The 25,933-nt window shown below is 45.9% G+C and carries 23 protein-coding genes; 9 read left to right on the top strand and 14 right to left on the bottom strand.

Going from position 1 to position 25,933, the window contains the following annotated elements; genetic code table 11:
- Window positions 1–103: 103 nt before the first annotated feature.
- Complete coding sequence (locus CLV42_RS22275; protein ID WP_106604133.1) at window positions 104–793, bottom strand: class I SAM-dependent methyltransferase; 690 nt, start codon at window positions 791–793, stop codon at window positions 104–106.
- Window positions 794–1,243: 450 nt separating this feature from the next.
- Between CLV42_RS22275 and CLV42_RS22270 the strand changes: the two genes are divergently transcribed.
- Genes CLV42_RS22270 through CLV42_RS22260 form a run of 3 tightly spaced genes read left to right on the top strand, consistent with a single transcriptional unit; the run spans window position 1,244 to window position 7,467 of the window.
- Window positions 1,244–3,697: a glycoside hydrolase family 2 protein gene (locus CLV42_RS22270; RefSeq protein ID WP_106604132.1), complete on the top strand. Its 2,454-nt coding sequence runs from the start codon at window positions 1,244–1,246 to the stop codon at window positions 3,695–3,697.
- Between the two features lie 59 nt (window positions 3,698–3,756).
- On the top strand, window positions 3,757–5,643 hold the full coding sequence (locus CLV42_RS22265) for an alpha-L-fucosidase (RefSeq protein WP_106604131.1): 1,887 nt from the start codon (window positions 3,757–3,759) through the stop codon (window positions 5,641–5,643).
- 24 nt (window positions 5,644–5,667) lie between these two features.
- Window positions 5,668–7,467, top strand: a complete 1,800-nt coding sequence (locus CLV42_RS22260; protein ID WP_106604130.1) for a glycoside hydrolase family 36 protein — start codon at window positions 5,668–5,670, stop codon at window positions 7,465–7,467.
- Window positions 7,468–7,545: 78 nt separating this feature from the next.
- Here CLV42_RS22260 and CLV42_RS22255 read toward each other — a convergent pair whose 3' ends face one another.
- From CLV42_RS22255 to CLV42_RS22245, 4 genes are all read right to left on the bottom strand, one after another.
- A complete protein-coding gene (locus CLV42_RS22255; protein WP_106604129.1) occupies window positions 7,546–8,337 on the bottom strand; it encodes a hypothetical protein in 792 nt (263 codons plus the stop codon).
- A gap of 49 nt (window positions 8,338–8,386) precedes the next feature.
- On the bottom strand, window positions 8,387–10,075 hold the full coding sequence (locus CLV42_RS33730; protein WP_146154451.1) for a CBM96 family carbohydrate-binding protein: 1,689 nt from the start codon (window positions 10,073–10,075) through the stop codon (window positions 8,387–8,389).
- A gap of 147 nt (window positions 10,076–10,222) precedes the next feature.
- Window positions 10,223–10,372 (bottom strand): hypothetical protein, encoded by a 150-nt coding sequence (locus CLV42_RS33990; protein ID WP_170117604.1) that lies wholly within the window; start codon window positions 10,370–10,372, stop codon window positions 10,223–10,225.
- 86 nt (window positions 10,373–10,458) lie between these two features.
- A complete protein-coding gene (locus CLV42_RS22245) occupies window positions 10,459–11,118 on the bottom strand; it encodes a Crp/Fnr family transcriptional regulator (protein WP_245901715.1) in 660 nt (219 codons plus the stop codon).
- Window positions 11,119–11,386: 268 nt separating this feature from the next.
- Here CLV42_RS22245 and CLV42_RS22240 point away from each other — a divergent pair, with 268 nt between their 5' ends.
- Both CLV42_RS22240 and CLV42_RS22235 read left to right on the top strand, forming a co-directional pair.
- Complete coding sequence (locus CLV42_RS22240; RefSeq protein WP_106604127.1) at window positions 11,387–11,983, top strand: methyltransferase; 597 nt, start codon at window positions 11,387–11,389, stop codon at window positions 11,981–11,983.
- Window positions 11,984–12,139: 156 nt separating this feature from the next.
- A complete protein-coding gene (locus CLV42_RS22235; protein WP_106604126.1) occupies window positions 12,140–12,847 on the top strand; it encodes a Crp/Fnr family transcriptional regulator in 708 nt (235 codons plus the stop codon).
- A 9-nt stretch (window positions 12,848–12,856) separates the two neighbouring features.
- Here the strand turns inward: CLV42_RS22235 and CLV42_RS22230 are convergent, their stop codons facing one another.
- Window positions 12,857–13,444: a class I SAM-dependent methyltransferase gene (locus CLV42_RS22230; protein WP_245901714.1), complete on the bottom strand. Its 588-nt coding sequence runs from the start codon at window positions 13,442–13,444 to the stop codon at window positions 12,857–12,859.
- A 408-nt stretch (window positions 13,445–13,852) separates the two neighbouring features.
- On the opposite strand from CLV42_RS22230, the gene CLV42_RS22225 reads away from it, so the two are divergent.
- Both CLV42_RS22225 and CLV42_RS22220 read left to right on the top strand, forming a co-directional pair.
- On the top strand, window positions 13,853–14,740 hold the full coding sequence (locus CLV42_RS22225; RefSeq protein ID WP_106604124.1) for a sugar phosphate isomerase/epimerase family protein: 888 nt from the start codon (window positions 13,853–13,855) through the stop codon (window positions 14,738–14,740).
- A gap of 159 nt (window positions 14,741–14,899) precedes the next feature.
- Window positions 14,900–16,126, top strand: a complete 1,227-nt coding sequence (locus CLV42_RS22220) for an ATP-binding protein (protein WP_106604123.1) — start codon at window positions 14,900–14,902, stop codon at window positions 16,124–16,126.
- On the opposite strand, the gene CLV42_RS22215 is transcribed toward CLV42_RS22220, so the two are convergent.
- The 7 genes from CLV42_RS22215 to CLV42_RS22180 all read right to left on the bottom strand — a co-directional run bounded on the left by CLV42_RS22215 (window position 16,119) and on the right by CLV42_RS22180 (window position 23,706).
- A complete protein-coding gene (locus CLV42_RS22215) occupies window positions 16,119–16,802 on the bottom strand; it encodes a VIT1/CCC1 transporter family protein (protein ID WP_106604122.1) in 684 nt (227 codons plus the stop codon). The genes CLV42_RS22220 and CLV42_RS22215 overlap by 8 nt on opposite strands.
- A gap of 23 nt (window positions 16,803–16,825) precedes the next feature.
- Window positions 16,826–17,899, bottom strand: a complete 1,074-nt coding sequence (locus CLV42_RS22210) for a hypothetical protein (protein WP_106604121.1) — start codon at window positions 17,897–17,899, stop codon at window positions 16,826–16,828.
- Complete coding sequence (locus tag CLV42_RS22205; protein ID WP_106604120.1) at window positions 17,896–19,506, bottom strand: FAD-dependent oxidoreductase; 1,611 nt, start codon at window positions 19,504–19,506, stop codon at window positions 17,896–17,898. The genes CLV42_RS22210 and CLV42_RS22205 overlap by 4 nt, the downstream gene beginning before the upstream one ends.
- Before the next feature lie 3 nt (window positions 19,507–19,509).
- Window positions 19,510–21,036 carry a polyamine aminopropyltransferase gene (locus CLV42_RS22200; RefSeq protein ID WP_106604119.1) on the bottom strand — a complete coding sequence of 509 codons (1,527 nt, stop codon included), beginning with the start codon at window positions 21,034–21,036 and terminating at the stop codon, window positions 19,510–19,512.
- Between the two features lie 12 nt (window positions 21,037–21,048).
- Entirely contained in the window at window positions 21,049–21,252 is a 204-nt protein-coding gene (locus CLV42_RS22195; RefSeq protein ID WP_106604118.1) for a DUF350 domain-containing protein, read from the bottom strand.
- Between the two features lie 189 nt (window positions 21,253–21,441).
- On the bottom strand, window positions 21,442–23,349 hold the full coding sequence (locus tag CLV42_RS22185; RefSeq protein WP_106604116.1) for a DUF4178 domain-containing protein: 1,908 nt from the start codon (window positions 23,347–23,349) through the stop codon (window positions 21,442–21,444).
- A 3-nt stretch (window positions 23,350–23,352) separates the two neighbouring features.
- Window positions 23,353–23,706: an S-adenosylmethionine decarboxylase family protein gene (locus CLV42_RS22180; RefSeq protein WP_106604115.1), complete on the bottom strand. Its 354-nt coding sequence runs from the start codon at window positions 23,704–23,706 to the stop codon at window positions 23,353–23,355.
- A gap of 119 nt (window positions 23,707–23,825) precedes the next feature.
- Between CLV42_RS22180 and yiaA the strand changes: the two genes are divergently transcribed.
- The gene (gene yiaA / locus CLV42_RS22175) at window positions 23,826–24,251 is read left to right on the top strand and encodes an inner membrane protein YiaA (protein WP_106604114.1); all 426 of its coding nucleotides are present in this window, start codon (window positions 23,826–23,828) and stop codon (window positions 24,249–24,251) included.
- Between the two features lie 87 nt (window positions 24,252–24,338).
- The gene (locus CLV42_RS22170) at window positions 24,339–24,671 is read left to right on the top strand and encodes a DUF4870 domain-containing protein (protein WP_106604113.1); all 333 of its coding nucleotides are present in this window, start codon (window positions 24,339–24,341) and stop codon (window positions 24,669–24,671) included.
- A gap of 122 nt (window positions 24,672–24,793) precedes the next feature.
- Here CLV42_RS22170 and CLV42_RS22165 read toward each other — a convergent pair whose 3' ends face one another.
- Window positions 24,794–25,855, bottom strand: a complete 1,062-nt coding sequence (locus CLV42_RS22165; RefSeq protein ID WP_211303513.1) for an isoaspartyl peptidase/L-asparaginase family protein — start codon at window positions 25,853–25,855, stop codon at window positions 24,794–24,796.
- Window positions 25,856–25,933 lie beyond the last annotated feature (78 nt).

The following is a 25,933-nucleotide window of genomic DNA, read 5'->3' as shown; positions in this document are numbered from 1 at the left end:
TCTTTTGCTATAAAGGTCAATTTGCTTTGTTGCAAAGTTCAACTTTGAGGGCACGGTTTTAGATCAGATGTTATTATCGGGGTAAAGACTGGATGAATTGAGCTTAATCACTTATTGAATAATAAGAATCTACAGCGGCTTGCCCGGTATAGTTAGGACCGGCCTTATCATCTGCACCTTTATAAGTAAGGTTTAGTTTAATATCCCTCGGACCTTCACACGTAATTAATTTCCTTCGGACGTTATATCCGATCTCATTTTCCTTAAACAGCTTCTTTAGATAATTCCCTTTCTGATCACCCTCAATTTTAATATTATTCAAATCAAGATTAGCCATCATCACGCCGTGTTCGCTAATAGCCTTCAATCCCTTTATCAGGGCCTTAAGCTTATCGCCAACATAGTGAAGCCCATGAATACAAGTGATCAGATCATACTGCTCCTTCTCTTCCCAGTCGACAAGAGAACATATTTCAAATTGCAGGCAGTTAACAGCGGGTGGGATTGATTGAAACTGATCTACAAGATCAATGCCCTTCAGTGTAATACGATCCTGCTGCTTTTTGTCTGTGGCCTCTACGGCATATTGTAATAACGCATTACCTTCTCCGCAACATAGATCCAGCCATTTCGCATGCCCTCGTTCTTCCAGGCATTTATCCAAATACATGCCCGGATTAAAATTCAACTCCTTTTCATAGCTGTTTACTCCACTTGCGATGCGCTTGCGATTCATCCGGTTATTGGCAACAATGGGTGACCAGATTAACTCGTTTTCTGTTAATAGTTCCATTACGTTAAATATAAAAATATTTGAAACGTTTCTTACGGGAATCTCTAAACAAGTCTGCGCTGTCAAACTATTTCTAACCTATAGATACGCACACTTCTTCTACTAGCACCTGGCGTCACTTAACCTATGTTTTATTTTTGATAAAATAATATCAGGATAGGGTATTATTCTACATTTTATCCTCCACATCCCCGTCTATCCTAACTGCCGAGTATTCCCCAGTACTCAATTTTCCCCCAATAATTTCATTTAATGCAAACGATTGCATAACTTACAACAAGATTCCAGGTTTATGAAAAAGAAGGATTAAACACCCACTATCCATCCCTCTTTTTCTCAATTTAAAAATACCATCATTACAGCACCGTTGCCAGCAAAGGTAACGCATGGCCGGGCCATTGCCTGTAATGCACAAACGTCAGTATTAACACACATAATTCGATATTAATAATGATCCGTCACCTGCTATTAACAGGACTCATTTTTTGTCTATTATTATCCGCGACAAAGGCGCAGCAAAGCAAACGCCTTACACAGGACTGGGAGTTCTTAGGGGAAGACTTAAGCAGTGCATGGGAAGCCGTTCGCCCCGCTACAGAAGGAAGCCCGGAATCTGTACCGCTATGGGAAAAAGTTACCTTGCCTCATTGCTTCAATGCAAAAGATGCTGTGGATCCGGATGTAAACTATTACCAGGGACCTGGCTGGTACAGAGCGGCACTGGAAATTAAAAACCCTTATACACAGGGGCGTACATTGTTACACTTCGAAGGTGCCGGACAAAAGACAGACGTATACATTTACACGACACTCGTCGCCCATCACACGGGTGGTTATGATGAATGGACGGTGGATATCACCGATGCAATACAACAATTCCTGCAAGGCGCAGATGCTAAAAGATACAAAGGAAAAGTACCATTGGAACTCCGGTGTAGCAACGCCCGGGATGCAGAGATGATCCCTTCTTCCATGTCTGACTTTAATGTGTACGGAGGTCTCTACCGGTATTTAAACCTGGTATATACTCCCGCATTATCCTTTGAGCAATTACATATCCATCCGCAGGTAGATGCACAGGGGAAAACAGGTGTAGTACAACTATATGCAGCGTTTCGTAATCCACAACACACAGCACAGGCTACACTTGATATCAATATACTTGATCCGCAGAAAAAGGTAGTCCAACACCTCACACAGCAGGTATCACTGAAAGATAGCATACTGACCATACCTTCCATTACTATCAGGAAGCCCCTGTTATGGTCGCCGGCTCAACCACAATTATATACAGTGCAGGCTACTCTCAAAAGTACCGCTGGTGATGCTGTATGGAGCGGACACTTTGGCTTCCGGCATTTCGAATTTGTCACCCATGGTCCTTTCATACTGAACGGGCAGCGCCTGTTATTACAAGGCACACACCGGCATGAAGACGGTGCCGGCGTTGCCGCAGCACTTACTGAAGATATGATACGCCGGGAGATGAAAATGATAAAAGATATGGGCGCTAACTTCATACGACTGGGACATTATCAGCAGTCATCCCTGGTGTTGGAGTTATGTGATAGCCTGGGCATACTGGTATGGGAAGAAATTCCCTGGTGCCGTGGCGGATTGGGAGGTGAGGTGTATAAAGCACAGGCTCGCCGTATGCTGACAAACATGATCAGCCAGCATGGTAATCATCCGGCTGTCATCTTATGGGGATTGGGAAATGAAAATGACTGGCCCGGTGATTTCCCTGAGTTTGACAAACAAAAGATCCGCGCTTTCATGAGCGAACTAAATGCACTGGCACATCAGCTGGACAGCTCTCGTAAAACAACCATCCGCCGATGTGATTTTTGTAAGGATATTGTAGATGTATATTCTCCTTCCATCTGGGCTGGCTGGTATCGTGGCCGTTATACAGAGTATAAGGATGAAACCTTAAAAGCCATTGCCGACGTACCACATTTCTTTCATGCAGAATGGGGCGCCGACAGCCATCAGGGCCGGCATGCAGAATATCCTGAAGCTGCCCTGAAAAAAGTAGCCACAGGTAAAGGTGCAGATGAACGTACCGGCGACTTTGCACTGACAGGCGGCAGTGCCCGTGCTTCTAAAGATGGCGACTGGTCAGAAACCTATGCATGTAACCTGATCGACTGGCACCTGAAAGAACAGGAAACTATACCACAACTCACCGGAACCGCTTACTGGATTTTTAAAGATTTCTCCACTCCTTTACGGCCAGATAATCCCATACCCTACGTCAATCAGAAAGGCGTAGTAGCCCGCGATCTCACGCCGAAAGAATCCTACTATGTATTTCAATCCTACTGGACTACACAGCCCATGGCGCATATTTACGGACACAACTGGCCTATACGCTGGGGGAAAGATGGAGAAGAAAAAATGATATGGGCGTACTCAAACTGTCCGGAAGCTGAACTATTTGTGAACGGCAAAAGCTATGGCGTTAAGAAACGTAATAGCCAGGACTTCCCCGCAGCAGGCCTTCGCTGGCAGCTGCCCTTACACAAAGGAGATTACCAGGTGAAAGTTATCACCCGCAAAGGAAAAGAAACCGTAACGGATGAAATGTCTTTTGCCTATCAGACAGACCAATGGACTTCTCCTGCCAGGCTGATGATGGAGCAGACAATCACCGGCGACACCGCTGTAATAAAGGTAAAGCTGTTAGACGCACAGGGTGTGCCCTGCCTGGATGCAACAGATTATATCAATTTCTCCATTGCAGGCAGTGGTATGCTGATAGATGATCTGGGAACTGCCGGAGGATCACGTAAAGTACAACTGGCCAATGGACAGGCGCAGATCAGCGTGCAGTTGAATAAAGGGAAAAGTATGGTAGGCGCTACCGTAAAAGGAATACCGGCAGCATTTATTGCTTTGTAACGCAGCTTGAAATAACCACAAAAGATAACCAGATTTAATACCCATAAACGCATAATACTATGAGGAAAATATTTTTCAGTGTAGTCATTATAATACTGTCATTTCGGCTACAGGCGCAAACGCAGGCTGGCGCCTCCGACAAAGGTGATGAGCAGGGCCTTTTATTACAAAAAGGAGCTGAACGGGATCAGGCAGCCATCAATGAAGCTGTAAATGGCTGGTGGAAACACAGCATGGAAAATCATGATGCCCGCATTGCCTGGTGGCGGGAAGCGAAGTTTGGCTGCTTTATTCACTGGGGCGTGTATTCAGCCGCAGGCGGAGAATGGGAAGGTAAGAAAGTGGATGGTTATGCAGAACACCTCATGCGGAAGGAAAGAATCCCCAGGGCTGTGTACAGGGAGAAATTGTTGAAAACATTTAACCCGGAACAGTTTGATGCTGATGCCTGGGTGAGAATGATAAAAGCAGCCGGTATGCGCTACCTGATCATCACCTCCAAACATCATGACGGCGTAGCCATGTATCCTTCTGCAGTAAGCGATATGAATATCAGCGTTTCTAAATTTAAACGTGATCCTATGCAGGAGCTGTCTGCCGCCTGCAAGAAGTATGGCATCCGTTTCGGCTTTTACTATTCCCATGCTTTTGACTGGGAACATCCGGATGCGCCGGGTAATGATTGGGATTACGATAACCCTGCCGGTGACCTGCGTCTGCATGGCGGCCTGAATTGGTTTGATGTTCACCCAGAGCTGCTACCCAAAGCCGTAAAGTACGTGAATGAAAAGGCAATACCGCAGATAGTAGAATTGATCCAGAAATACCACCCTGATATACTATGGTTTGATACTCCGAGCAAATTACCCTTGAGTGAAAATATCCGCATCTTAAAAGCGATCCGTGAAGTAGATAACAACGTGGTGATAAATGGTCGTCTGGCACGTACTGCACGTATCTCTTTTGGGGATTATATCAACACTTCGGATCGTCCTGCAGAATTTTACCCGGTTACCGGCGATTGGGAAGCCATTCCTACTACAAACGAATCTTACGGTTATTCAAAGTTTGACAACAGCCATAAGCCCGCCGGTTTCTTCGTAAGATTGCAGGCGAAGGCTGCCGCCAGAGGAGGTAACCTGCTGATGAATATTGGCCCTATGGGCAATGGACTGGTAGATCCACGGGATACAGTTATACTGCATAGTATTGGCGCCTGGATGCAGACGAACGGAGAGAGCATTTATGGTACGACCGCTTCTCCACTTCCTTTACAGCCCTGGGGGGAAAGTACCCTGAAAGGCAATCGCCTATACCTGCATGTATTCACCTGGCCTGAGAAAGGTCCCTTGTATGTAGGTGGCTTAGAAAGTAATGTCCGCAAAGCCTGGTTATTGGCAGACCCGCAACACAAAGCCCTGCCAGTAAAACGGGTGAACGACAAGGACATTACAATCGCGCTGCCGGCCAAAGCCATTGACTCCATGAATAGCGTAATAGTGCTGGACCTGCAGGAAGTGAAGACCGATAGCATCCGCATACTGGATACCCACTCTATTACCAATGTACTGCGAGCCTTCGACGGTACGCTGCATGGAGAAGGTTTCCTGTATGGTGATGGCAAAGCGCCTAAATATTACGTATATAACTGGACCAGACCTGAACAGTATATCAGCTGGACATTCCGGTTGACAGCACCTGCGCATTTCCACACGAATATCAAATATGCGGCAGATTCCACCACCAGCGAGAATAAATTCATCGTGACGGTAAACGGGAAAACACTCAATGGAAAGACACAGGCAATATCCTCAAAGGAAACAATTATGATACAGTCATTGGGCGATCTGTCCTTACCTGCTGGTGTACATACTTTAAGTATCCGGCCGGAGGCGATCAATGGTAAGGAATTGATGAAATTATTCGAGATCACTTTAGCACCTTAATAGCTGACAAAAAATTGCAAACAGATGATATTCAGGAAACCATTTTTAGCCTCTTTATTGGTCTCTCTGTTGGCAGGAGGAGTACTACAGGCTGGTCCTGCAGATCAGTTCCTGCAGGCCCTAAAAAGCAGTAAAGCTACTGTTATTACGGCCAATGGAGCACCTGCGCCGGCTACCATACAGATCTCTCGTACCTGGGAAGGCGATTTTTGTACTGCCCGGATTGTAAACACCGGCAATACACCGGTACACCTCCGGGAAGTAATACTGGCGCAGGCAGGTCGCATATTACCGCGCAATACACCTTTCTATGCAGAGGGATTCCAGATGCTGACACAAACAAGTGGCACCCTTGAAAAACCACAGGTACTGGGTAACTACACCGATGAAGGACATTACAGGATGCCACAACCTGCCGGATACCTGGCGGTGTACAACCTGCTCCGGCTATATCCCGCAGGAGAGCCGGAGCTATTGGCAGGTTTCACCAGTTGCAGGCGTTTTGTCGGTAAGTTCTATCTTAACGCAGACACTGTCAAAGTGATAATGGACCTGGAGAACCTGTCGCTAGCGCCCGGGGCAAGCTTTCAATTGGAAGAATGGGCCTTGCTGAAAGGCAGGGAAGGGAATGCCCTGCTGGAGAAATTCGCTGCCCGGATCAATCATCATCATCATCGACTGGACTTTAAGGAGCCACCTACCGGATGGTGCAGCTGGTATTGTTTTGGTCCGCGGGTCACTGCGCAGAATATCTATGATAACCTGGATTACATTAAGGCCAATATACCCGCCCTGCGATATATACAGATAGATGACGGCTATCAGCCGCATATGGGCGACTGGCTCTCAACAGGGCAATCATTTGGCGGCAATATACAGCCGGTGCTGAATAGTATAAAGAGTAAAGGCTTTGAGCCTGCCATATGGGTGGCTCCCTTTATTTGCGACAGCAATTCAACCGTGTATAAAGAGCATCCTGACTGGCTGGTAAAAGACGCAAATGGTAAACCACTGCGTAGTGATCTGGTAACATTTGGCGGCTGGCGCCTGAAGCCCTGGTATGTGCTGGATGGTACTAATCCTGCTGTGCAAAAACACCTGGAAGCGCTGTTCCGCACCATGCGTGAGCAATGGGGATGCACCTATTTTAAACTGGATGCCAATTTCTGGGGTGCAATACATGGTGGCTACTTCTATGATAAGCAGGCCACCCGTGTAGAGGCTTATCGCCGTGGCATGGAGGCTATACTGAAGGGTACCGGAGATGCTTTTATCCTTGGTTGTAATCATCCGCTCTGGCCTTCATTAGGCCTTATACACGGCTCCCGCAGCTCCATGGATATCAAACGTCAATGGACTACTTTTGAGCGCTCAGGAAGGGAGAATTTGTACCGTTCCTGGCAGAATGGACGGTTGTGGTGGAATGACCCTGACTGCCTGCTGCTGACCGGTAAAATGCCGGATAATGAGTTCCGTTTCCACGCCGCATTGATATATGGTACCGGTGGAATGCTGCTGAGTGGAGATGACCTGACGACGATCTCTCCGGAACGCTTAAATATATTACGGAAAACAGTGCCACCCACCGCCCATGCTGCTGCTTTTGAAAATACGAAATTTGAAATAGGCAGGTTGTCTACACCCAACGGAAAAAGCCTGGTATTGTTAAACTGGGATAGTACTGCCAAAACGATCACCGTTAAACTGGACAAGCCATGTGAAATGACCGATCATTGGACCGGTAAAAGCCTGGGAAGATTCTCTGGTAAATACACAGTGAGCCTCCATGCGCATGATGGAAGCGTAGTAGATATAAAAGAATAATACAGCGGATAATAAACGTGTAAAAAGGCTTTCAGACAATGTTTGAAAGCCTTTTTGATTTGTAGGTTCGTAAAGAAATCAGTTAGGTGCAGTACCATCTCTGTACACCTTCACACCTCTCCATTTTACAGTAGCAGTACCGGTTCTAAGCGTACCGTAATTGCCATACTTCATATAGTTGGTGACTGCTTCATTATCTGCAATATCTGCTTTCTTAACACCATTGATGTAGATTTTGATCCTGTTGCCCTTGTCCTCCTGCAGATGAATGACGTTTATATGCACTTCTTTCCCATAAACGTTTGTCGCCAGTGTCTGGCCTGCTCCTCTGATAGAGCCTCCATCAGCGGCATAGCCACGGATCATTAACTGGGTGGCTCCCTCGGTACTGCCGAAGATCTGCATCAGCGATTCATCGTCCAGCGGAGCATTGAAAGTGACATAACCCTCAAACTGACGACTGCCTGAAGAGTATTCATTCTGTAGCCGTATTTCTGACCGGTTCGATTGATTGTTCACAATGCGGAAGGTCTCGGTGCCATTGTCATACTGGTAGTCTGCACAGATAGGGTCTCCAACCGACTTGTAAGACGTCCAGTTAAATATCTGCAGGCCGTCTGCATCGTCCAGGTGGATTTTTTTGGTAGGGGAGTATGCCACCCATCCGCTACCCACTGCAGCAGCTATTGTTACATCTCCATTGATGTTGGCAGTCTTTTGTGTTTCAGATAAAGAGGACGAATGTTCATCGGGTGTTTGCGCCTCTTTTTTACAACTGCCGGTAAGAAAAACGATGAGAGAGAGTATCAGCAGTGTTCTTAGCTGCCATAGCAACTGTATAGCATTACTGCTTATTGCCGGGATTTTCATGGTTGTTGATTTGGTCAGTTAATAAATGATGTGGAAATAAAATGTTGTGTTACTGTTTGGAGATTTTCTTTGTCACTACCTGGCCATTGTGCAATATTCTTATGATATAAGTACCCACAGGAACAGATTTCGCGTCGAAAACAGTACGATGCACTCCTGCCTGCAGATAGGCATTTACCAGCACGGCTACCCTCCGTTGTTGCAGATCAAATACTTCTACCTGGGTGCGGCCGGCCTGTTTTAAGTTAAGATCTATCGTGGTGTTATTTCCCAATGGATTTGGAAACACATTCACTGCCAGATCAGTTGTTGCTGTTTTTTCTATATGCGAATAAGCAAGCGGCGCTTCCGATATATCCGCACTGGCACCATTAATAACCAGTTGTGGCGGATTAGTACCTGTTTCTTTAGAGTTGAAAGTTATTCTCGGATCAGTGATCTGTGTACTCTTTAATGCAAAGGATACTTTTGTATGACCTGCACTAATTTCACTTTGTACATAGTCTTTCACGTTCCATGTGTAATACCTGGCAGTGGCATCTGTAACCGTTGCAGTGCTAAGTGCAGCGCTGGAAGTAGCTGGTTTATTATTCCACGTAATGGAAGATTCTGACCAGGAAGTATTGGATACACTGTACGCCCCAACAGGTACATTTGATGACCTGGTATCGTCGATCTTTCCGTATAACTTTAATACAGCAGAGGATATATCAGCACCAGCACTGCTCAGGTCAAAAGTTACATAGGTCTGCCGGTCATTGTCTGCAGAACCGGAAGAGTTAAGTTTGGCTATCAGAATGCCGGCATCCGTACTGCCATGTGTGGTACCTGCATAAGTGCCACTTCTTACATAGGCATCTGCAGTGGGCGTTAATGTAGTTGTTTCTCCGCCGCCACCATTGCCGACATCACTGGGACAGGTAGCATTGCCCTCTGCGATACAGAAATCTGCAAAACGGACCTGTTCATCACGCAGGTCTGATATACTGTTGAGACTGCGATAAATGCCCCATTTAGGACGGCAGAAGGTAGTGCCATCCCGCCACATATTGATATTACTGTTGCTGTAGCTAAGCAGCGTAGCGCCATCGCTTACCCGTTTTATGACTACCTCATAAGAGCCACTCGTACTATATTTTATTTTCTCAAATACTTCCACCCATACGCCTTTGAATGCCGAAAGATCAGCACTATGGACTTCCCCTCCCGTACCGCCACTGCCAGTGCTGTGGATGATCTGCAGTTTCTGTGGATTGCCGGCACGTGGAGTAATGGTGATGATAGGAGCACCATCATCGCCATCTCCGGCTTTAATCTGGTGAATATGGCAGAAGTTGGCCGTAGGTTTAAAACCGGCGTCCAGCTTAAACTTCCAGCGATAGGTAACTGTTTCATTCAGTGACCCTTTCACATTGGCAGGAGAGTTACCCTGTGTTTTAATTTCATTCCTTTGCCTGTCTGTGCTGCCATTGCAACGATCATTGTCGGGTGTTACATGGATGTGGAATACAAAGACATATCTGTTAAGCTGGGAGTCAAATTCCTCAGTAATATGCCTGCCAAAAGAAGTATGACCACAGTCCGGCACTTCTCCGGCCGTGCCACTGCCTAAAACGCTTTCAATAAGTTCATATGTATCGCCGGGCCCATTCGCTGATAACGTAACCTGGGCCTGCAAAAGGGGAGACATGGAAAACAAAAAAAGCATAGTAATAACACATCGTAGGGATGTTTTCATAACGGAAATTTTGAGGTGAAGGGAAATGAGGGAATTGAACTTTATCTAAAGAGTAAACGTTTGTTTCGGTTTGCCAATCGATTGCATCTAATGTTAAATTAGTGAGTTTCTAATAAAAAGCAAATTTTTTAATTCGGTAAATGATCCCTATATTCTATAATGAGTCCGTGGGAATGTCACCACCCCCAGATAAGCTACATCTCCATCAGTGGTGACGCTGCCAGGCAATTGCCGGAGTGCAGACAAACCGCCTGCGGATGTACCTGTTACCACGAGGAATTGCGGAGATGTATCCATATAACTGATTGGGAGATGAGAGAACGGGCCAGTATATAAGGGTACAACGACTATGCCCATGCAGGTAAATAGGGGTGGTTATATTATCATCCGGAAATACCATAGCCAGACAACCTGATCAGCTCTTTTACATCTGTGATCCAGATCTTTCTTCCCTGGGTATTCAAAATGCCTGCAGCCTTGAATTCTGTGAGAAACCTGACAATATTCTCATTGCCTGTGCCTACCATATTGGCAAGGTCGCTACGGGAAAGATTGATCACTATTTCTTCTCCGGGCAATGTTTCCGCTTTAAATTTCTCGCGTAACACAATTAATGCAATAGCCAGCCTTTCCTTCACCGAACGGTGGGCAAATACGGAAATACTATTCGTGAGCACGGTAAACTCATGACTGAGCGCTTTCAGCAGCCTGCGGGGTAATACGCTGGAGCGCTCCAATACAGCAGTAAAATCTTCCTTGGGAATAAATGAAATGATACATTCCTCTAATGTGGCGGCAGAGTCGGGGTAATATTCTTCCGCCAGAATAGCGTGATAACCCATTAATTCTCCTGTATTAGCTACATAGATGATCTGTTCCTTTCCGGCCTGGTCCACCTGGTATTTTTTGACTTTCCCTTTTTTGATGAAGAAGATACCGGAAGCCACGGTCCCTTCCCTAAAAATGATCTCCCCCTTACCATATCGCTGTTCCTGCATATGGGAGTAGAGATCTGCGCGCTCATCCTCCGGCAGATTATTCAAAATGGACTGAGATTTAAAATTCCATTTGTCAATAGGAAATAACCCTGCTAAACTCATAGTAATGGACGGTGTGGCAAAAAGTGATCTTTTGCAGTTTTTTAATTGAAAAGTATCAGTGAACCCAAATGTTATCAAAGGTACCTTCGCAATACGAAAATATCAACTGTTTTGACCGGTATTAACATCACCGGCAGTCATGTGGATGATTTTAATAGTGTAGTGGGGTTCGTAAGCTGATATGCACAAATTCACCAATTGATTACAGGGAATGGGAAATGCAATAACGAGACGGGCATCGTTTCTAAGCGATGCCTCTTTTGATTGGCTGTATCCGGAAGGGATCCAACGAATGTCACGAAGGCACTGGACTCCGATGGGCATTGCAAAAAAGGCAGCTGGTTTTCTGGCCGCAGAAGGAGGGGGAAAGATCCTCGATATAGGAAGCGGCGTTGGTAAATTCACCCTCATTGGCGCTCATTATTATCCACGATCATTCTTTTACGGTGTGGAGCAAAGAAGCGAACTGCATCATTATGCAGAAGCAGCAAAAGAGTATACAAAGACAGAAAATGCCGCATTCATCAACCTGAATTTCACACAGGTGGATCTTGCCACATATGACCACTTTTACTTTTACAATGCCTTTTTCGAGAATCTGGTTACTAACGACAGAATAGATCACCGCATTGAATATTCCGAGAGCCTGTATCAGTATTATTCGCGTTTTCTGTACAGGGAACTGGACAGGAAGCCCGCCGGCACCAGGCTGGTAACCTTCCATAGTCTTGAAGATGAGGTGCCGCCTGCTTATCAGCAGGTAGATGCGTCTGCCGATTTCCGGTTAAAAATGTGGATGAAAAGATAACAGATATACATAGTCTAAATCAGAAAGGAAGATATGGCATTGTGGAAACGCAACGCTATCTCTAACTTGAACAATAAGAGAGAAGGGATACATCTGTGTCCCTTAATTCATTTATCCCGTCAGTACCGTTGCCTTTAAAATAGTAATTTGTGTGCTATGAATATCCGGGATAAGTTTCCAATTGATAAATGGGATTTTAAGAGTGAGTCCATTCTTGCGGACCTGCCACAGGCGGTCTATGAGATGCTGACCGCCCATGTGAGTGAGCAGGTCTATAAGAAGAATGAGCTGCTGTTCAGAGAAGGAACTTACCCTTCCGGTATATTTTATATCACTAAAGGCAAGGTCAAAAAATACAAAGTAGATAAGGAAGGTAAGGAGCAGATCATTTACATCGCCAATACCGGACAACTGATAGGTTATCATGCTGTCTTATCAGAAGACAGGTATCCCGACTCCGCCGCCGCAATAGAAGAAAGCACCATTGCTTTTATCCCTAAAGAGGATTTTCTGCATACCCTTGACTGCTCTCCCTTACTCAATAACAGGCTGCTTAAAACCCTGAGCCACGAGTTTGCAGTGCTGGCCAACAGTCTTACCATGTTTGCCCGGAAAACAGTGCGGGAAAGGCTTGCCCTGCAGTTGATCGTCATCCGTGAAAAGTATAAGGTAAACCTTGCAGAAGGCATACCTATTGAGATAGACATCAGCCGTGAAGACCTGGCCAGCCTTGTAGGTACTGCGCGGGAGAATGTGGTAAGGGTCCTGACTGAATTTAAAGAAAGTAAGATACTGGAAACAAAAGGCAGGAAAATCATCATTAATGATGTCAACCAGCTGATCGCCATCGCCAACTACAAATAGCCGCCCTTATCAGCGCTTTACCCACATCTTCAGCAGGAAATCGACCGTGGCATCCACCAGTTGATAACTGGGCGGTATTTCGTCTTCCAGGCTATGAAAGGTAACGAGGCGGGTACCACTGGGCTTACTATCCAGGCCATTATGCATATACCTTGAGTAGTAGTTATACAGGCTGGTGGAGTATTCCATCTGCTGATCGATTTGTCCGTCCGCCACCAGGTTCTCAAAAAAGGCATTGTAAAAGTAAAAGTGGTCAAACTCCTCAAAATCTATCTGCGTAAAATTGGCATTGATAAACTCCACATTTTTTACCTCCGTCAAATCTTTGGCTGCCCGGGCAAAATGATGCAGCTCCTTTCGCTGTTCCACCCCATAAAATGTAGCTTCCGGAAAATGATATCCACCGATCAGACAGAACTTGCCGACGCCACTGCCTACGTCAAGGATCCTTTTTCCCTCTCCGGTAGCCAGGAAATTGGCGGCTTTTTTGGCTACTTCCATCGGTGTCCAGTGTTGCCTGGAGAGTTTTTGAATTCTTGCCGGATATAACCAGTCAAATGCAGCGTCATTAATATACCAGGATGATCCTGATATCATATTTCTAATATTTCCCATGTTGGCTCTTCATCACATATAAAGATGTTCCTGCCGCCTGCGACGGCTAAAACATCATTTGACGCTGCAAAGTTACAGATAGTATGACGTCGGTTTTACTGATACTTTTCAATAAAAAAGCTGCAAAATGTCACGCTCCGTTGAATATTAATCGATATGGCGAGCATATAACTTGCATATGATCAGGATATTCCTCCGTTTTTAACGGAGGAAGAACGGAGGAATATCCTGATCATATGCAAGTCATATACAAGTTACATGTAGATATTGGCTTGCCACAGGGGGGACGAAGGGCCTTAAAATTAGGGTAGCAAGATATCCCCCTAAACTCTATCTTTATCCCGGTATCGGCGAGAGCACAGCCCATTTTAAAACAAGCAATAAATTCCAATGACGTCAAGAAGATCATTCCTTAAAACAACCACCCTGGCTTCGGCCGGTTTGCTGATCAGACCCTCCGAATTATGGAAAGCACCAGTCACCAACATAGGACTGCAGTTATATACAGTGAGAGACGCTATGCAGAAAGACCCGGTGGCCGCCCTGAAAAAAGTAGCAAAACTGGGATTTAACACCGTAGAAGGCGCTACCTACACCGGTACACAGCAATTCTACGGTATGACCCCTAAAGCTTTTGCACAGCAACTGAAACAGGTAGGACTAAAGATGCCCAGCAGCCATTACATACTGGGAGAACAGAAGATGAGTGGGGCAGACGTAAAAGGAACGGTGTTACATGAATGGGACAAAGCAGTCGAAGATGCAGCGACAGTAGGCATCAAATATATGGTATGCGCCTACCTGTTTGAAGAAGAGCGCGGCAATCTCGACCACTATAAACAACTGGCCGAATATTTCAACAAGGCCGGTGAAACCTGTAAAAAAGCAGGTATTCAGTTCTGTTATCACAACCATGATTTTGAGTTCCAGCAGCAGGATGGCGGCAGGCCTTATGACGTCCTCTTGCAGCAGACCGATAAAGACCTGGTGAAAATGGAAATGGATATCTATTGGGTAACGAAAGCAGGACTGGACCCTGTAGCCCTGATGAAGGAACATAAGGGGCGTTTCCCTCTCTGGCACGTGAAGGATATGGATAAAACCCCTGAGAAGGACTTTACAGAAGTCGGCAATGGCTCCATCAACTTCAAAGAGATCTTCAAACATGCTGGCGATTCCGGCATGAAATATTTCTTCGTTGAACAGGATAAATGCCCCGGCGATCCTTTTGTCAGCATTGCGAAGAGCATTAAATATATCAAAAAGAACCTGGTATAATCTACAGCAATATCAGCAGTAGATAAATTCATCATCCTGTCCCGCATATCGTATGTAAGGGCAGGATGATGTGTTTTATGGGGATACATCCTCATAATCAATAAGAAAAAATTCCATTGTTACTAAAAGAATTAGTAAATAGCAGCCAAAATAGCTAAGATGAAAGAAAAGGTGTCAGTGACGGATACCGGTATCCAGTCTTCCGGACTGCCGAAAGATTATATGGAGGCCGTAGCCGAATATATCTGGAACGGCTTTGACGCAGCTGCTTCTGTGATAGATATCCATTTTGAATCCAATGAGATTGATACGATCTATAGTTTATCTATTACTGATAATGGTACTGGTATTGACTATGACCTCCTGAAGGAAACCTTCGGTCATTTCAATGATTCCATCAAAAAAGCATCCTTCCAGAAATCATCCTCCTTTATAAAAGGAAATAAGGGCCGTGGCCGATTCTCTTTCTCTGCTTTCAGCGGAAAGGCAATGTGGCATACAGTGTACAGGGATAGTCAGACAGGAGATATGATGGAATATGATATCACCATCAGCAGAAATGCAAAGGACTTTTATGATCCGGAAGGGAAGAAGACAACAGTGAAAAAAGCGACCGGTACTACCGTGACTTTTTATGATCTGTTCGAAGTATCCGGATTCTCTTTTCAGTCAGATGAGTTTAAAAGCTTCCTGGTACGCGAATTTGGCTGGTTCCTGATGCTGAACAGGGAGAAGGAATATAAGATCAGGATCAACGGCGTGCCCATTGAATATACACCGGCTATTGCCGAAAGTGATACAGGTGTCATCTCCCTGAAAGATGGAGAGGGTGTGGAATTCTTCTTCAGGATCACTTTTGTAAGATGGTCTGAAAGGATAGGGGACAAGTTCTTCTTCTATTTCCTGAACTCAAAACAGTCGGAGGTGTTTAAAGACCTGACCTCTTTCAACAATAATGCGATCGGGTTTTATCACAGTGTGTACGTGGAGTCCCGTTACTTCGATGCATTCAATCCAGGCGATAATGAACTGTCTCAGAACCTGTTTGAAAGAACCAAACAGCACAGCGTATTCAAAGAGGTGATGGGGCATTTGCATGAACTGGTAAGATTGAGGCAGAAAGCTTTTGTGGATGGCGAAGCTGCGGTGAAGCTGATAGACAACTATGACCGGAATGGTATATTGCCTAAAACTGGGAACAGAAAAGAATTGCAGCAATTCCTGAAAGGGATCTATTCCACCGAGCCAAGACTATTCCAGGGATTGAATAAGGAGCAACAGCGTGTGTACATAGGATTGATCGGCATGCTGCTGCAGACCGGTAAAAAAGACGAATTACTGGCATTGGTAAGCCAGGAAAGTATGGCAGCCGCAGAAACTAACTGATCATTTTTGCTATAATATATGCAGCCGCTGCAGCAAGAATACCCGTGAAAGCTACTTTCAGGGTGCCTTTCAGCAGCGGCTGCCCTGTTACTTTTGATTTGAAATATCCAAATACCAGCAGCGCAAGAATGGTGATAGCACATGACCAGTAAAAGCCATGCTGATTGTTGCTCGTAACCAGGTAAGGAAATAAGGGAATAAATCCACCCGCCAGGTAAGCCAATGCAATAGTAATGGCAGATTGATAAGCCCTGTTCTTATCCGGCTTGTCCAGCCCAAGCTCGTAGCGCATCATGAAGTCCACCCATTTCTCTTTATCCTGACTGATCTGTAAAGTGACCTGTTTGCTAAGCGCCTCATCTACGCCCATAGACATAAAGATCTCTTCTACTTCTTTCCGCTCTGTTTCCGGTACCCGCTCTACTTCGTCATACTCCCGTTTCAGTTCAGCATCATAATGCTCCACCTCCGTCTGGCCCGCCAGGAAACCGCCAAGACCCATAGAAATACATCCGGCGGCAATCTCCGATACACCCGATACAATGATCAGGTGACTGGTATCCAGCACACCGCTTAACCCCGCCGTCAGGGCAAAGGGCACGGTTAACCCGTCAGCCATACCAATGATGATATCTCTTACGATGTTAGAACTGGTGACGTGCGTTTCCTTATGCATAGGTGATCTTTTATCTAAAAATATTAAATTTCATTACTCCATTTGAATTCTTCCTTCTTTATCTTCCAGATAAAACCATCGAGAATATAATGTGTGATCTGGGGTAAAGCCAGTAAGGGAACAATGAGGCTGAGGAACTGATGACTCAGCTCCAGCGAAGGCAGATGTGCAGTACCAAAGATCGTAGCATGCTCCTGCCATACGGTCATATCCCAAAGACCCTCCTCAATGAACGCAAACAGAAAGATCAGCAGAAGGAAGAGCACAATGCCGTACCTGCTGAATACCAGTTGCAGGAAGGAATTACTCTTTCGTGGATCTTTGTATTGTTTCTCTCCATACACCCAGATCAATGCCATATAGGGAATGCCGTGGCTGACCACATTCAGCAGGGTAAAAGCCATATCGCCATTAAAGAAGACAATGCCGAAATACCAGGATACAAGCGTGCCCGTGATAATCGCTGTTTTGGGAATGTTGATAGTACGTGTAGTAAAGAGCAGGTACAACTCCTTGATAACATATATAGCAACGATCGCCCAATATGCGATGGTCAACAAATACAGCAGGGGCGCTGAAGGGAAGAAGACGAAGTCATTTTCAATAAACCAGCTGAAATTCCGCGGACCACTGAAATGCCAGTAGGCCATAGGATATAATGCCGCTGTATAAATGGTAAGGTTGTCTATGCGTTTACTATATCGGGATGCATTTTCCCACCGGCTATATACACGCATAAATCCGTACTGCTGACGCACAAAATGATAAACAGCCACATAAGCCAGTATTCGCCAGAATAAGAGACTGCTCATGGTATACACCAATACACTGGCTATAAAACTAGCGAGAGGTATGATCCAGAGCAGGAAGCGCTGTTTGTTCAGCGCCTGCGGATCGAAGTAGGTCCTGTACAGGGTACTGTATACATGTGCCACATCTACCAATAGTACAAGTACCACCCAGCCTGCTTCAGGCATTTCTTTGTTGTTGTTGAAGAGAGAAGGGAACAATATAATGGCCAGCAGGCTTAAAAACGGTGGCAGCAGTATGAATATACTGTCAATCCACGGCTTGCCTATCCACGCTTGTTTATTCATATGTTACCGGATAAATGGGTCATGACTTTTTTTGCGGCGGAAAGCCCCTGATAAAAGGCTTCCTCAAATATGCTGTTACCTGCCAGGTCGGTATGTGCAAAGTGCAGGCGGTCATTCACGGCCGCGGCCAGTTCCTGCCGGATTGTACCATGTGCCATGCCTGGTACGGGTTTGGCCATGGCATGCCCCCAGATCATCACATTCACTTCTTCTATCGCGTCTGTTATATTGGAATGCACTTTCTCCAGGTCTGCAACGATCAGTTGTACCCATTCCGCATGTGTTCTTTCCAGTGCAGCCTTCCTTTCTTCTAGAGGTGTATGGTTCGTTAAGGGCAGATAATAAGTGAGATTCCTGCGATGGATACCTTGCTTTATTTCCTGGTGAGTGGCTTCCACGTATCCCAGTGAGGGACTGTCGTAGATGACATTGTCCCAGCTGAGTGGAGGGCCGGTTCTTTCGTTCAGTTCTTTTGTGGTGATGTTGGCCACCATCCAGGGTGCGTATTGTATATGCTGATGTACTTTCTGTATACGTGCTTCATCCTGCAGTATCCGGGCGGCTACGAACTGTGGTACCGCAAGAATGCACTGTTGTGCCTTTATCCTTTTTAAGCGGCTCTCTTTTACATCAAAGTAATCTATAGCGAGGGTATCATTTTCCTGCTGAATACGTGCTACCAATGCCTCGTTGCGAAAATAGGGTTGCAGTTCTTTCTTCAGATGTGCTGCCAGCCAGCCATTGCCTTCGGGCCATGTCAATACATCATGATGAGCAGCGTTACTGCCCTTGCCTTTTCTGCTGGCGAAGTAATGAATACCTATCCAGGCACTGATCTGGTCATAAGGAGTGCCATAGTCGTCGCGGGTGCAATAGTTCACATACCATTGCAGGTAAGGAGACGTCAGCCCCTGCTGCTGCAACCACTGTTTCATGGTGAGGCTGTCCAGTTGTGTGAAGGCAGGATCTTTACTGGAATGATCCAACGGAATAGCAAAAGCATCTTTCCCATCCTGTCCCTTCGCCAGGCGAAAGGCCTGCATCTTATCCAGGAACTGTTGTATCTGTGCTTTTTCCGGCGCAGGTACGCCAAAATGAGGAATGAGCCCTTCCTGCCACTGACCATTGATGTACAGTCTTTCCTCCGGGTCGAAACAGATATAGTAGTCGTTGTAAGCGGGGAGGGCTGCCGCAGCATCGCTGGTGATAACCCCACACTCACGCATAAAGTCGATATATTCCGTCAGGTCATTGTTCGGGATAGGCACATAGTGTGCGCCCCAGGGATAGGCAGAAACATCGTTCTTTCCGCAGGCGGCATTGCCGCCCATTTCTTTCTCCAGGTCTAATATCACAATGTCCCTGATACCTTGCCTGTGCAGGTGACGTGCAGCAGATAATCCGCTGATACCACCACCGACAATGACTACGGCATGTTCTGTCGTACTGACCGGTGCTGCAAACCTCTTATCCCGCAGCAGATGTCCGGTATGGGAACTGGCCCCTATCACACTACCGCCGATCACCCGCTGCCGGTGGCAGGAGGCGATAACACTGCTCACTACTGTGAGCCCTGCTATGGATTGTATAAATGATCTTCTCCGCATATCTTAATGTTCAAGATATTTACCCCACTCTTCTTCAAAATACTTTACCAAAGCCTGGTTATTGAGTTTATTGATGTCGAGCAACTGATGCGCTTTCATATCCTCCGGAAATGTGAGCATCTGTTGCAGGGTAGTTGGATTCAGGAATTTTAATGGCGCCGGAAGATGGCTGAACCAGTGATGCGGCTCTTCCGGAGTAGCCATGATATAGCCCCACTCGCCAAAAGAAGGAACATAGTTATGATAAGCGATCGTGTGTAAGCCTACTGCACGCAGGGTAGTATCCACACACCAGAAACTTTTTGGCGCTACATAAGGAGAGGTGCTTTGTATCACGGCAATACCATCAGGACGAAGCGCTCGTTTCAGCAGCTGATAAAAAGATGTGCTGTACAGTTTCCCGATGGAAAAATTAGAAGGATCGGGGAAATCCACCACAATCGCGTCAAATAATGTCTTATTACTCCGTAGCCAGGTAAAGGCGTCTGCATTATGTACACGCACCTTGCTGTTCAGCAGGGAGGAGTCATTCAGCCTGACCAGCATCTCCTGGTGAGAGAAGAGCTTTGTCATAGCCGGATCGAGATCTACCAAAGTAACCTGTTTGACAGACGGGTATTTCAGGATCTCCCGCACAGCAAGACCATCGCCGCCACCCAGTACCAGTACCTGCTCTGGTTGATCAAGAGAGGAGAATGTGGGATGTACCAGGGCCTCATGATAACGGTATTCATCCGCAGTACTGAACTGCAGATTCCCGTTCAGGAACAGCCGCAGCTCATGTTTGTTTTTAGTGAGTACGATACGCTGATAAGGGGTGGACGTGGAGTACACCACATTATCATCATAGGTCATCGTTTCACTGTAACTCATGATCTTTTCTGAAAATACAAAGCAGACCAGCTGTGCCAGCAGCAAAGTAATGGCTGCCGTCTTCAACATCGCCACCTGTTTGATCTCTTTGGAGAAATGATGTGCAAGGTACCAGCCCACGCCTACATTCAGGATCCCAAAGAAAAGGGATGTTCTGATCAGGCCCAGGTGAGGTACCAGCAGTAAAGGAAAGATCAGGGAAGCGAGCAATGCACCGATGTAGTCAAAGGTGAATACCCGGCTGACCAGCTCTTTGAATGCCACCTTTTTCTCCAGTATGCGCATCAGCAGCGGGATCTCCAGTCCTACAAGTACACCGGTGATCAGCACGATGGCATACAGAATAATACGGAAGGACGCTGCCAGGGGGAATACGATAAACAGTAAGGCGGAACTGAATCCTCCTACCATGCCTACCAGCAGTTCAATCCTGATGAACCATGCCAGCAGGTTTTTGTTGAAGTACTTGGAGAGGAAGGAGCCTATTCCCATAGAAAACAGGTACACGCCAATAATAGTACTGAACTGTGTGATACTGTCTCCCAGCAGATAAGAAGCCAGGGTACCCGCTACCAGTTCATAAATTAATCCACAGGTGGCAATAACAAATACTGCCGTCAGTAACAGCCACTGTGCGCCGTTTTCTTTTTTAGACATTGGTTCTTTGGCTTAGTGAATGGCAGATGCGATGATAATAGCCATGGCCAGCATGAAAAATCCTGCCAGTACAGCTACGGCCATATTCTGCTTTTCCATGATCTCTTTACGCAGGTTATGCCTGGGCGTTAATACTTCCACCAGTACAAATACGATTACAAGTATAGCAATACCTATAAAGGAATAAAGAATAGAGTTGATAAGTGCGTTTGACATATAAGTTGTTTAATAAGTTATTTATGATATCCGTGTGTGCCCGAGGCGCTCCATTGCTGTTGCCCTGACGAAAACAGCCGCCACCCGCTGGTGTCTGAACGGAACAGCAATCCTGCAATGAGGCTTGCGAATACAATGAACCACCTGATGGAAAACAAGGGTGATTCCCGTTGGAATGGATTGAATTTATTAATCATCTTCGCCTATTGTAAATGCTGAATAAGGACTGTTTGACCAGCGTTTGTTTTCGCTGTAGTAGGTTGAAAAATATTTGAAGATAGGCCACAGCAGCAGGAGACCTATACAAATGAACAGGTTCCTGGTATTGGCCACATCATAATGCGCCGTGAGCGTATAGCTTTTTACAGGAAAATAGGTAGATTCCCGGGTTGCTTCCAGTTTCAGCGTATAATCGCCACTGGGTACTTCATTGATATAAAAGGTGCCGTTCTGGCTTCCTTCGGACCACCTGTCCCCGTCTTCAACGCCACTGTAATATTCCACACCTTCACTAGCGCTGTATTCAGTGCCGGTCTTTGTATTGATGAGTGTTGCTTCTACCTCCATCCAGTTGTTCTGCACAGGCGCGTAGATGTCTAACATGAGATTACTTTGCCGTTTCTCCAGGTGGATATCATTGATGACTGTCGTTGTTACAGTACTAGAGTCGGAGAAATAAATTTCATGCGTGAACAGCTGCCGTTCGCTGTTACCGGAGGTAATGGCCAGATGTAGCAGGATCAGCACCCCTATCGCTATTACAGTGTTCCTGACCAGTGTCAGCAGGTCGATATAACCATTGGGTTGTACTGCACCTACACCGATTTGTGTGGGTCGGATAATGGCATCTCCCAGGGCTTTTTTCAGTTCATCGGGGTCTACATGCCATCCTTTGAACCAGACGATACCTTCTTCGGGACTTTGCTCCCTGTTCCACATGATGGGAGGTGAAATGAACTCCCAGCACTTTATATTTCCATCGTTGAAGGCGTTACCAGGAAATTCCCCCTGTGCAGAAATAATATTAAAACCATACGAATTGAACAGATCGAAACTCTTCCCGTCATAGTTAAACCCGCTGGTGCCCATACTTTCCGGAACGGGCGTTTTGCCCTGTTCACGCAGGTAGATCCAGTGACCATCGTATTCACTCAGAAAAGCATAACCTTCCTGCTCGTTGAACAAGGTGTATTCCCTCCATTGTGACTGGTATTGATTTCGTTCTTCTTTTACAATGAAACCGATCACCTTATAGAAAATCCCTTTTATAATGCCCGTTGCGCCCAGTGTAATGGCGGGTGTACTGTTTTTAAGGTTTTTGCTATGCTGCCTTACGAATGCAAGACCATTCTCAAATACATACACTTTGTAACATTTAGGGCATCCGCAGCTTTGTGCATAGGGAAAGGTCGCAACATGCAATGCCGTGCCACAGACACATTTAAATTCCCTGCCCGCGCTTTCGTATGGGCGGGTCTGTTCCAGGGCCAGCGATGTAAAGTCGGTATAGTGCACTTCAAAGGCGGAATGCACCTGCGACCAGTATTCTATAATATGTAAAACCCGTCCCTTGGAGCTTGAAAAATCAAAGGTAGTAAAGGTGCTGTTGCATTCGGGGATGAAGAGTTCTCCTTCTACATCCCATTTTTTACAGCCGTCTTTACGCAACAACATGTATTGCTCCTTATTCAACAGTTTATTTTTACCGGGTGCCAGCTGCCTGATTGCATCCTGGGCCAGTTCCGGAGGTGTAGCTACGGGCAGGAGAATGGCATACATACCATATCCTTCCATGAGGTAGGCGGCGGTTTCGTCCTGAAATATAATCGTCCAGTAACTAAATACGGTTTCCGCTGCCCAGATCCTGAAGCGGCCGCTTACCCTGAATGATTTGCCTTTCCATTGTCCGGTAGTACCCGGCGCAATAACGGATGCCTTTTCGGCAATAACGTGGAAGGGCCTGGGTATGATAGTGCCATCGGTCATTCTGTTCAGCACCGTTCCACATGTGCATACCCGTACGGAGGTATGCGGGGAGCTGAATGTGACCAGGTTACTACAGGAAGGACATTGATGGGTATAAGGGATCTCTGTCATTGATTAGCGTTTGAGGAATTGTTCTTGTTCAACAGCCGCATTAAAATGAGCTTTGATCGCGCTGTATATATTATCTACCGTACCGTCATTATTACGCAGGTAATTGCTGAGGTAAATATCGATATTGACCTTCCCATGCTCCGGCCATGTATGTATTGACAAATGACTTTCACTCAGGCATACCACTCCCGTATAGCCGGAGGGGGAGAAGTTATGATATACCTCGCCCAGTTTCTGTAACTGATAGGTAAGAATTAGTTCGTCCGTCAGGGTTTTAAACGCTGTGAATGTATTAAGTAGTTGATGCTCAGTTGTATATAGTGTCGCAATGAGGTGGGTCCCCTTATTATATTCCATAAGTATCCAGGATATTCGGAGGCCAAAATAAGGAATCCCGATGATTTATACCTGAAAACCGCTATTCTCCACCCTTACAATTTGATCTACTTTTACATCGTAATTATCACACAACATAAATGAAGCAGAAACCGTCACTTGCCTTTATTGCTACCTCCTGGCTTGCATTATCAATAGGTGTGTTAGGTTACATCATTGGCCTGTGGAATGCAGGAATGCTGCTGAATGAAAAGGGGTACTATTTTACCATATTAATGTATGGTCTGTTTGCAGGCGTATCTGTACAGAAATGTGTCAGAGACCGTCTGGAAGGGATACCGGTAACAGATATCTACTATGGTATCAGCTGGGTATCCACAATATTATGCATTGTATTGCTGGCAGTAGGATTATGGAATGCGACACTGTTGCCAAGCGAAAAAGGGTTCTATGCCTTCGCCTTCCTGTTAAGCATTTTCGGCGCTATCAGCGTACAAAAGAACACTCGTGATACCCAGGCTGCAAAAGCTGGTATCGTAACCGGAGACACGACAATCGAAAGATAACCCACCCAAATTATTGATGGCATAAAGGATAGGGAAGCATGGTAGCAATACCGTAGCTCTGTCCCAAAAAATTAAACCATATCTTTTATGAAAAACCAAACGTTGGCTATTATTGCCTACATCACATTGATTGGATGGATATATAGCTATGTCCAGTATAAAAGTAGCCCGGATAGAAGCAGGTTGGTGCGTTATCACCTGAATCAGGCACTGGGTATTTTTATCTTTACTGTGATTTTATGGACAGCCATTAAGGTCATTTCAGTAATTGTTCCATCAATAGGCTCAATATTAGCGGTAGCCGGCCTTCTTCCATTGGTCTTAATGACCTTTGGCGCTGCAGCAGCGTCCAGAGACATATTAAGCCCTGTCCCCGGAGTTGGAAAATTGTTTGAGAACAGGTTTGGTTTTCTGAACTGATCTGTAGCGGCGTTCGTATGCCGCCAAAAAAAATAACTATATCCTAACACCCTATACTGACATGAAAAGTAAACCGTGAAACTCCGCCCTGGAGTTTCACGGAACTTCCCGGAAACTTCCCATTATTTGTAGATCTCAATCGTTATTTTTCCTTCAGCGGTCACCATGCCCCTGTACATTCCTTCGGTATTGAAAGGGAGCGCGGCATGACCATTTTTGTCCAAAGCTATCAACCCACCATTCCCTCCAAGTGTACCTACTTTCTCTATAACGGCCTTACCGGCCTCCTGCACCGTTAACCCTTTATATGCCATCAGCGCAGACAGATCATACGCTACCACACTACGGATAAAAAATTCTCCCCAGCCTGTACAGGAAACAGCTACGGTATTGTTGTTCGCATAGGTACCGGCGCCAATGATAGGTGCATCACCGATACGGCCATACTTTTTATTGGTCATACCTCCGGTGGATGTTCCTGCGGCCAGATTGCCTGCTTTGTCAAGCGCCACAGCACCTACGGTACCGAACTTGTTATCGATATTCTCAACGCCCAGTTTTCCTGCCGGCTGGTAACTATGATCCAGTCTGCTTTTCAAGGAGTCTGCCTTCAATGCTTTCTGTAATCCTTCCCAACGTTCCTCTGTACGGAAATAGGCCGGATCTACGATCTCCAGTCCTGCTTCTTTCGCAAACTGTTCTGCGCCGCGTCCTGCCATCATCACATGTTCTGATTTTTCCATTACCGCCCTGGCCGCGGCAATAGGATTGCGGATAGTAGATACGCCTGCCACAGATCCTGCTTCCAGTGTTTTACCGTTCATAATGGCAGCATCCATTTCATTGCGTCCATCGTGCGTGAACACAGCGCCTTTCCCTGCGTTAAACAGCGGGTTGTCTTCCAGTACACGAATAGTAGCTTCTACTGCGTCCAGGCTACTTTTGCCTGCCTGTAATGCTTTATAACCGGTTTTCAATGCTTCTTCCAGCCCTGCTTTATAAGCAGCTTCTTTCTGGGCGGTCATATTCTTTTTCAGGATAGTGCCTGCACCGCCATGTATGACGAGCACGTACTTTTCCTGGTGAGTGCTATCGTCAGCATAAGTTGTGTCGGCGCGCACCTGCAGACTGCTGCAAATAACCAGCATCCAGGCGGCAGATCGGAGAAGGGAAAATGTTTTCATACGGACTAAATTATAAAATCTGCCTCACTTTCACTGGGACACTATGGGATGCTTTGTTGAGGCAGATATTGCAAATTA

Source organism: Chitinophaga ginsengisoli, assembly GCF_003014595.1.
GTDB lineage: Bacteria > Bacteroidota > Bacteroidia > Chitinophagales > Chitinophagaceae > Chitinophaga > Chitinophaga ginsengisoli.
This window is presented reverse-complemented; position numbering and strand designations above follow the sequence as displayed.

What these genes read in the sequence shown, in the direction of transcription:
- CLV42_RS22195 (WP_106604118.1), bottom strand. Translation starts at nt 21,252, where the DNA reads ATGTCAAACGCACTTATCAACTCTATTCTTTATTCCTTTATAGGTATT.
- CLV42_RS22230 (WP_245901714.1), bottom strand. Translation starts at nt 13,444, where the DNA reads ATGATATCAGGATCATCCTGGTATATTAATGACGCTGCATTTGACTGG.
- CLV42_RS22260 (WP_106604130.1), top strand. Translation starts at nt 5,668, where the DNA reads ATGATATTCAGGAAACCATTTTTAGCCTCTTTATTGGTCTCTCTGTTG.
- yiaA (WP_106604114.1), top strand. Translation starts at nt 23,826, where the DNA reads ATGAAGCAGAAACCGTCACTTGCCTTTATTGCTACCTCCTGGCTTGCA.
- CLV42_RS22170 (WP_106604113.1), top strand. Translation starts at nt 24,339, where the DNA reads ATGAAAAACCAAACGTTGGCTATTATTGCCTACATCACATTGATTGGA.
- CLV42_RS22200 (WP_106604119.1), bottom strand. Translation starts at nt 21,036, where the DNA reads ATGTCTAAAAAAGAAAACGGCGCACAGTGGCTGTTACTGACGGCAGTA.
- CLV42_RS22220 (WP_106604123.1), top strand. Translation starts at nt 14,900, where the DNA reads ATGAAAGAAAAGGTGTCAGTGACGGATACCGGTATCCAGTCTTCCGGA.
- CLV42_RS22225 (WP_106604124.1), top strand. Translation starts at nt 13,853, where the DNA reads ATGACGTCAAGAAGATCATTCCTTAAAACAACCACCCTGGCTTCGGCC.
- CLV42_RS22180 (WP_106604115.1), bottom strand. Translation starts at nt 23,706, where the DNA reads ATGGAATATAATAAGGGGACCCACCTCATTGCGACACTATATACAACT.
- CLV42_RS22210 (WP_106604121.1), bottom strand. Translation starts at nt 17,899, where the DNA reads ATGAATAAACAAGCGTGGATAGGCAAGCCGTGGATTGACAGTATATTC.
- CLV42_RS22275 (WP_106604133.1), bottom strand. Translation starts at nt 793, where the DNA reads ATGGAACTATTAACAGAAAACGAGTTAATCTGGTCACCCATTGTTGCC.
- CLV42_RS22215 (WP_106604122.1), bottom strand. Translation starts at nt 16,802, where the DNA reads ATGCATAAGGAAACGCACGTCACCAGTTCTAACATCGTAAGAGATATC.
- CLV42_RS22165 (WP_211303513.1), bottom strand. Translation starts at nt 25,855, where the DNA reads ATGAAAACATTTTCCCTTCTCCGATCTGCCGCCTGGATGCTGGTTATT.
- CLV42_RS33730 (WP_146154451.1), bottom strand. Translation starts at nt 10,075, where the DNA reads ATGAAAACATCCCTACGATGTGTTATTACTATGCTTTTTTTGTTTTCC.
- CLV42_RS22240 (WP_106604127.1), top strand. Translation starts at nt 11,387, where the DNA reads ATGGGAAATGCAATAACGAGACGGGCATCGTTTCTAAGCGATGCCTCT.
- CLV42_RS22185 (WP_106604116.1), bottom strand. Translation starts at nt 23,349, where the DNA reads ATGACAGAGATCCCTTATACCCATCAATGTCCTTCCTGTAGTAACCTG.
- CLV42_RS22270 (WP_106604132.1), top strand. Translation starts at nt 1,244, where the DNA reads ATGATCCGTCACCTGCTATTAACAGGACTCATTTTTTGTCTATTATTA.
- CLV42_RS22235 (WP_106604126.1), top strand. Translation starts at nt 12,140, where the DNA reads ATGAATATCCGGGATAAGTTTCCAATTGATAAATGGGATTTTAAGAGT.
- CLV42_RS22255 (WP_106604129.1), bottom strand. Translation starts at nt 8,337, where the DNA reads ATGAAAATCCCGGCAATAAGCAGTAATGCTATACAGTTGCTATGGCAG.
- CLV42_RS22205 (WP_106604120.1), bottom strand. Translation starts at nt 19,506, where the DNA reads ATGCGGAGAAGATCATTTATACAATCCATAGCAGGGCTCACAGTAGTG.
- CLV42_RS22265 (WP_106604131.1), top strand. Translation starts at nt 3,757, where the DNA reads ATGAGGAAAATATTTTTCAGTGTAGTCATTATAATACTGTCATTTCGG.
- CLV42_RS33990 (WP_170117604.1), bottom strand. Translation starts at nt 10,372, where the DNA reads ATGGATACATCTCCGCAATTCCTCGTGGTAACAGGTACATCCGCAGGC.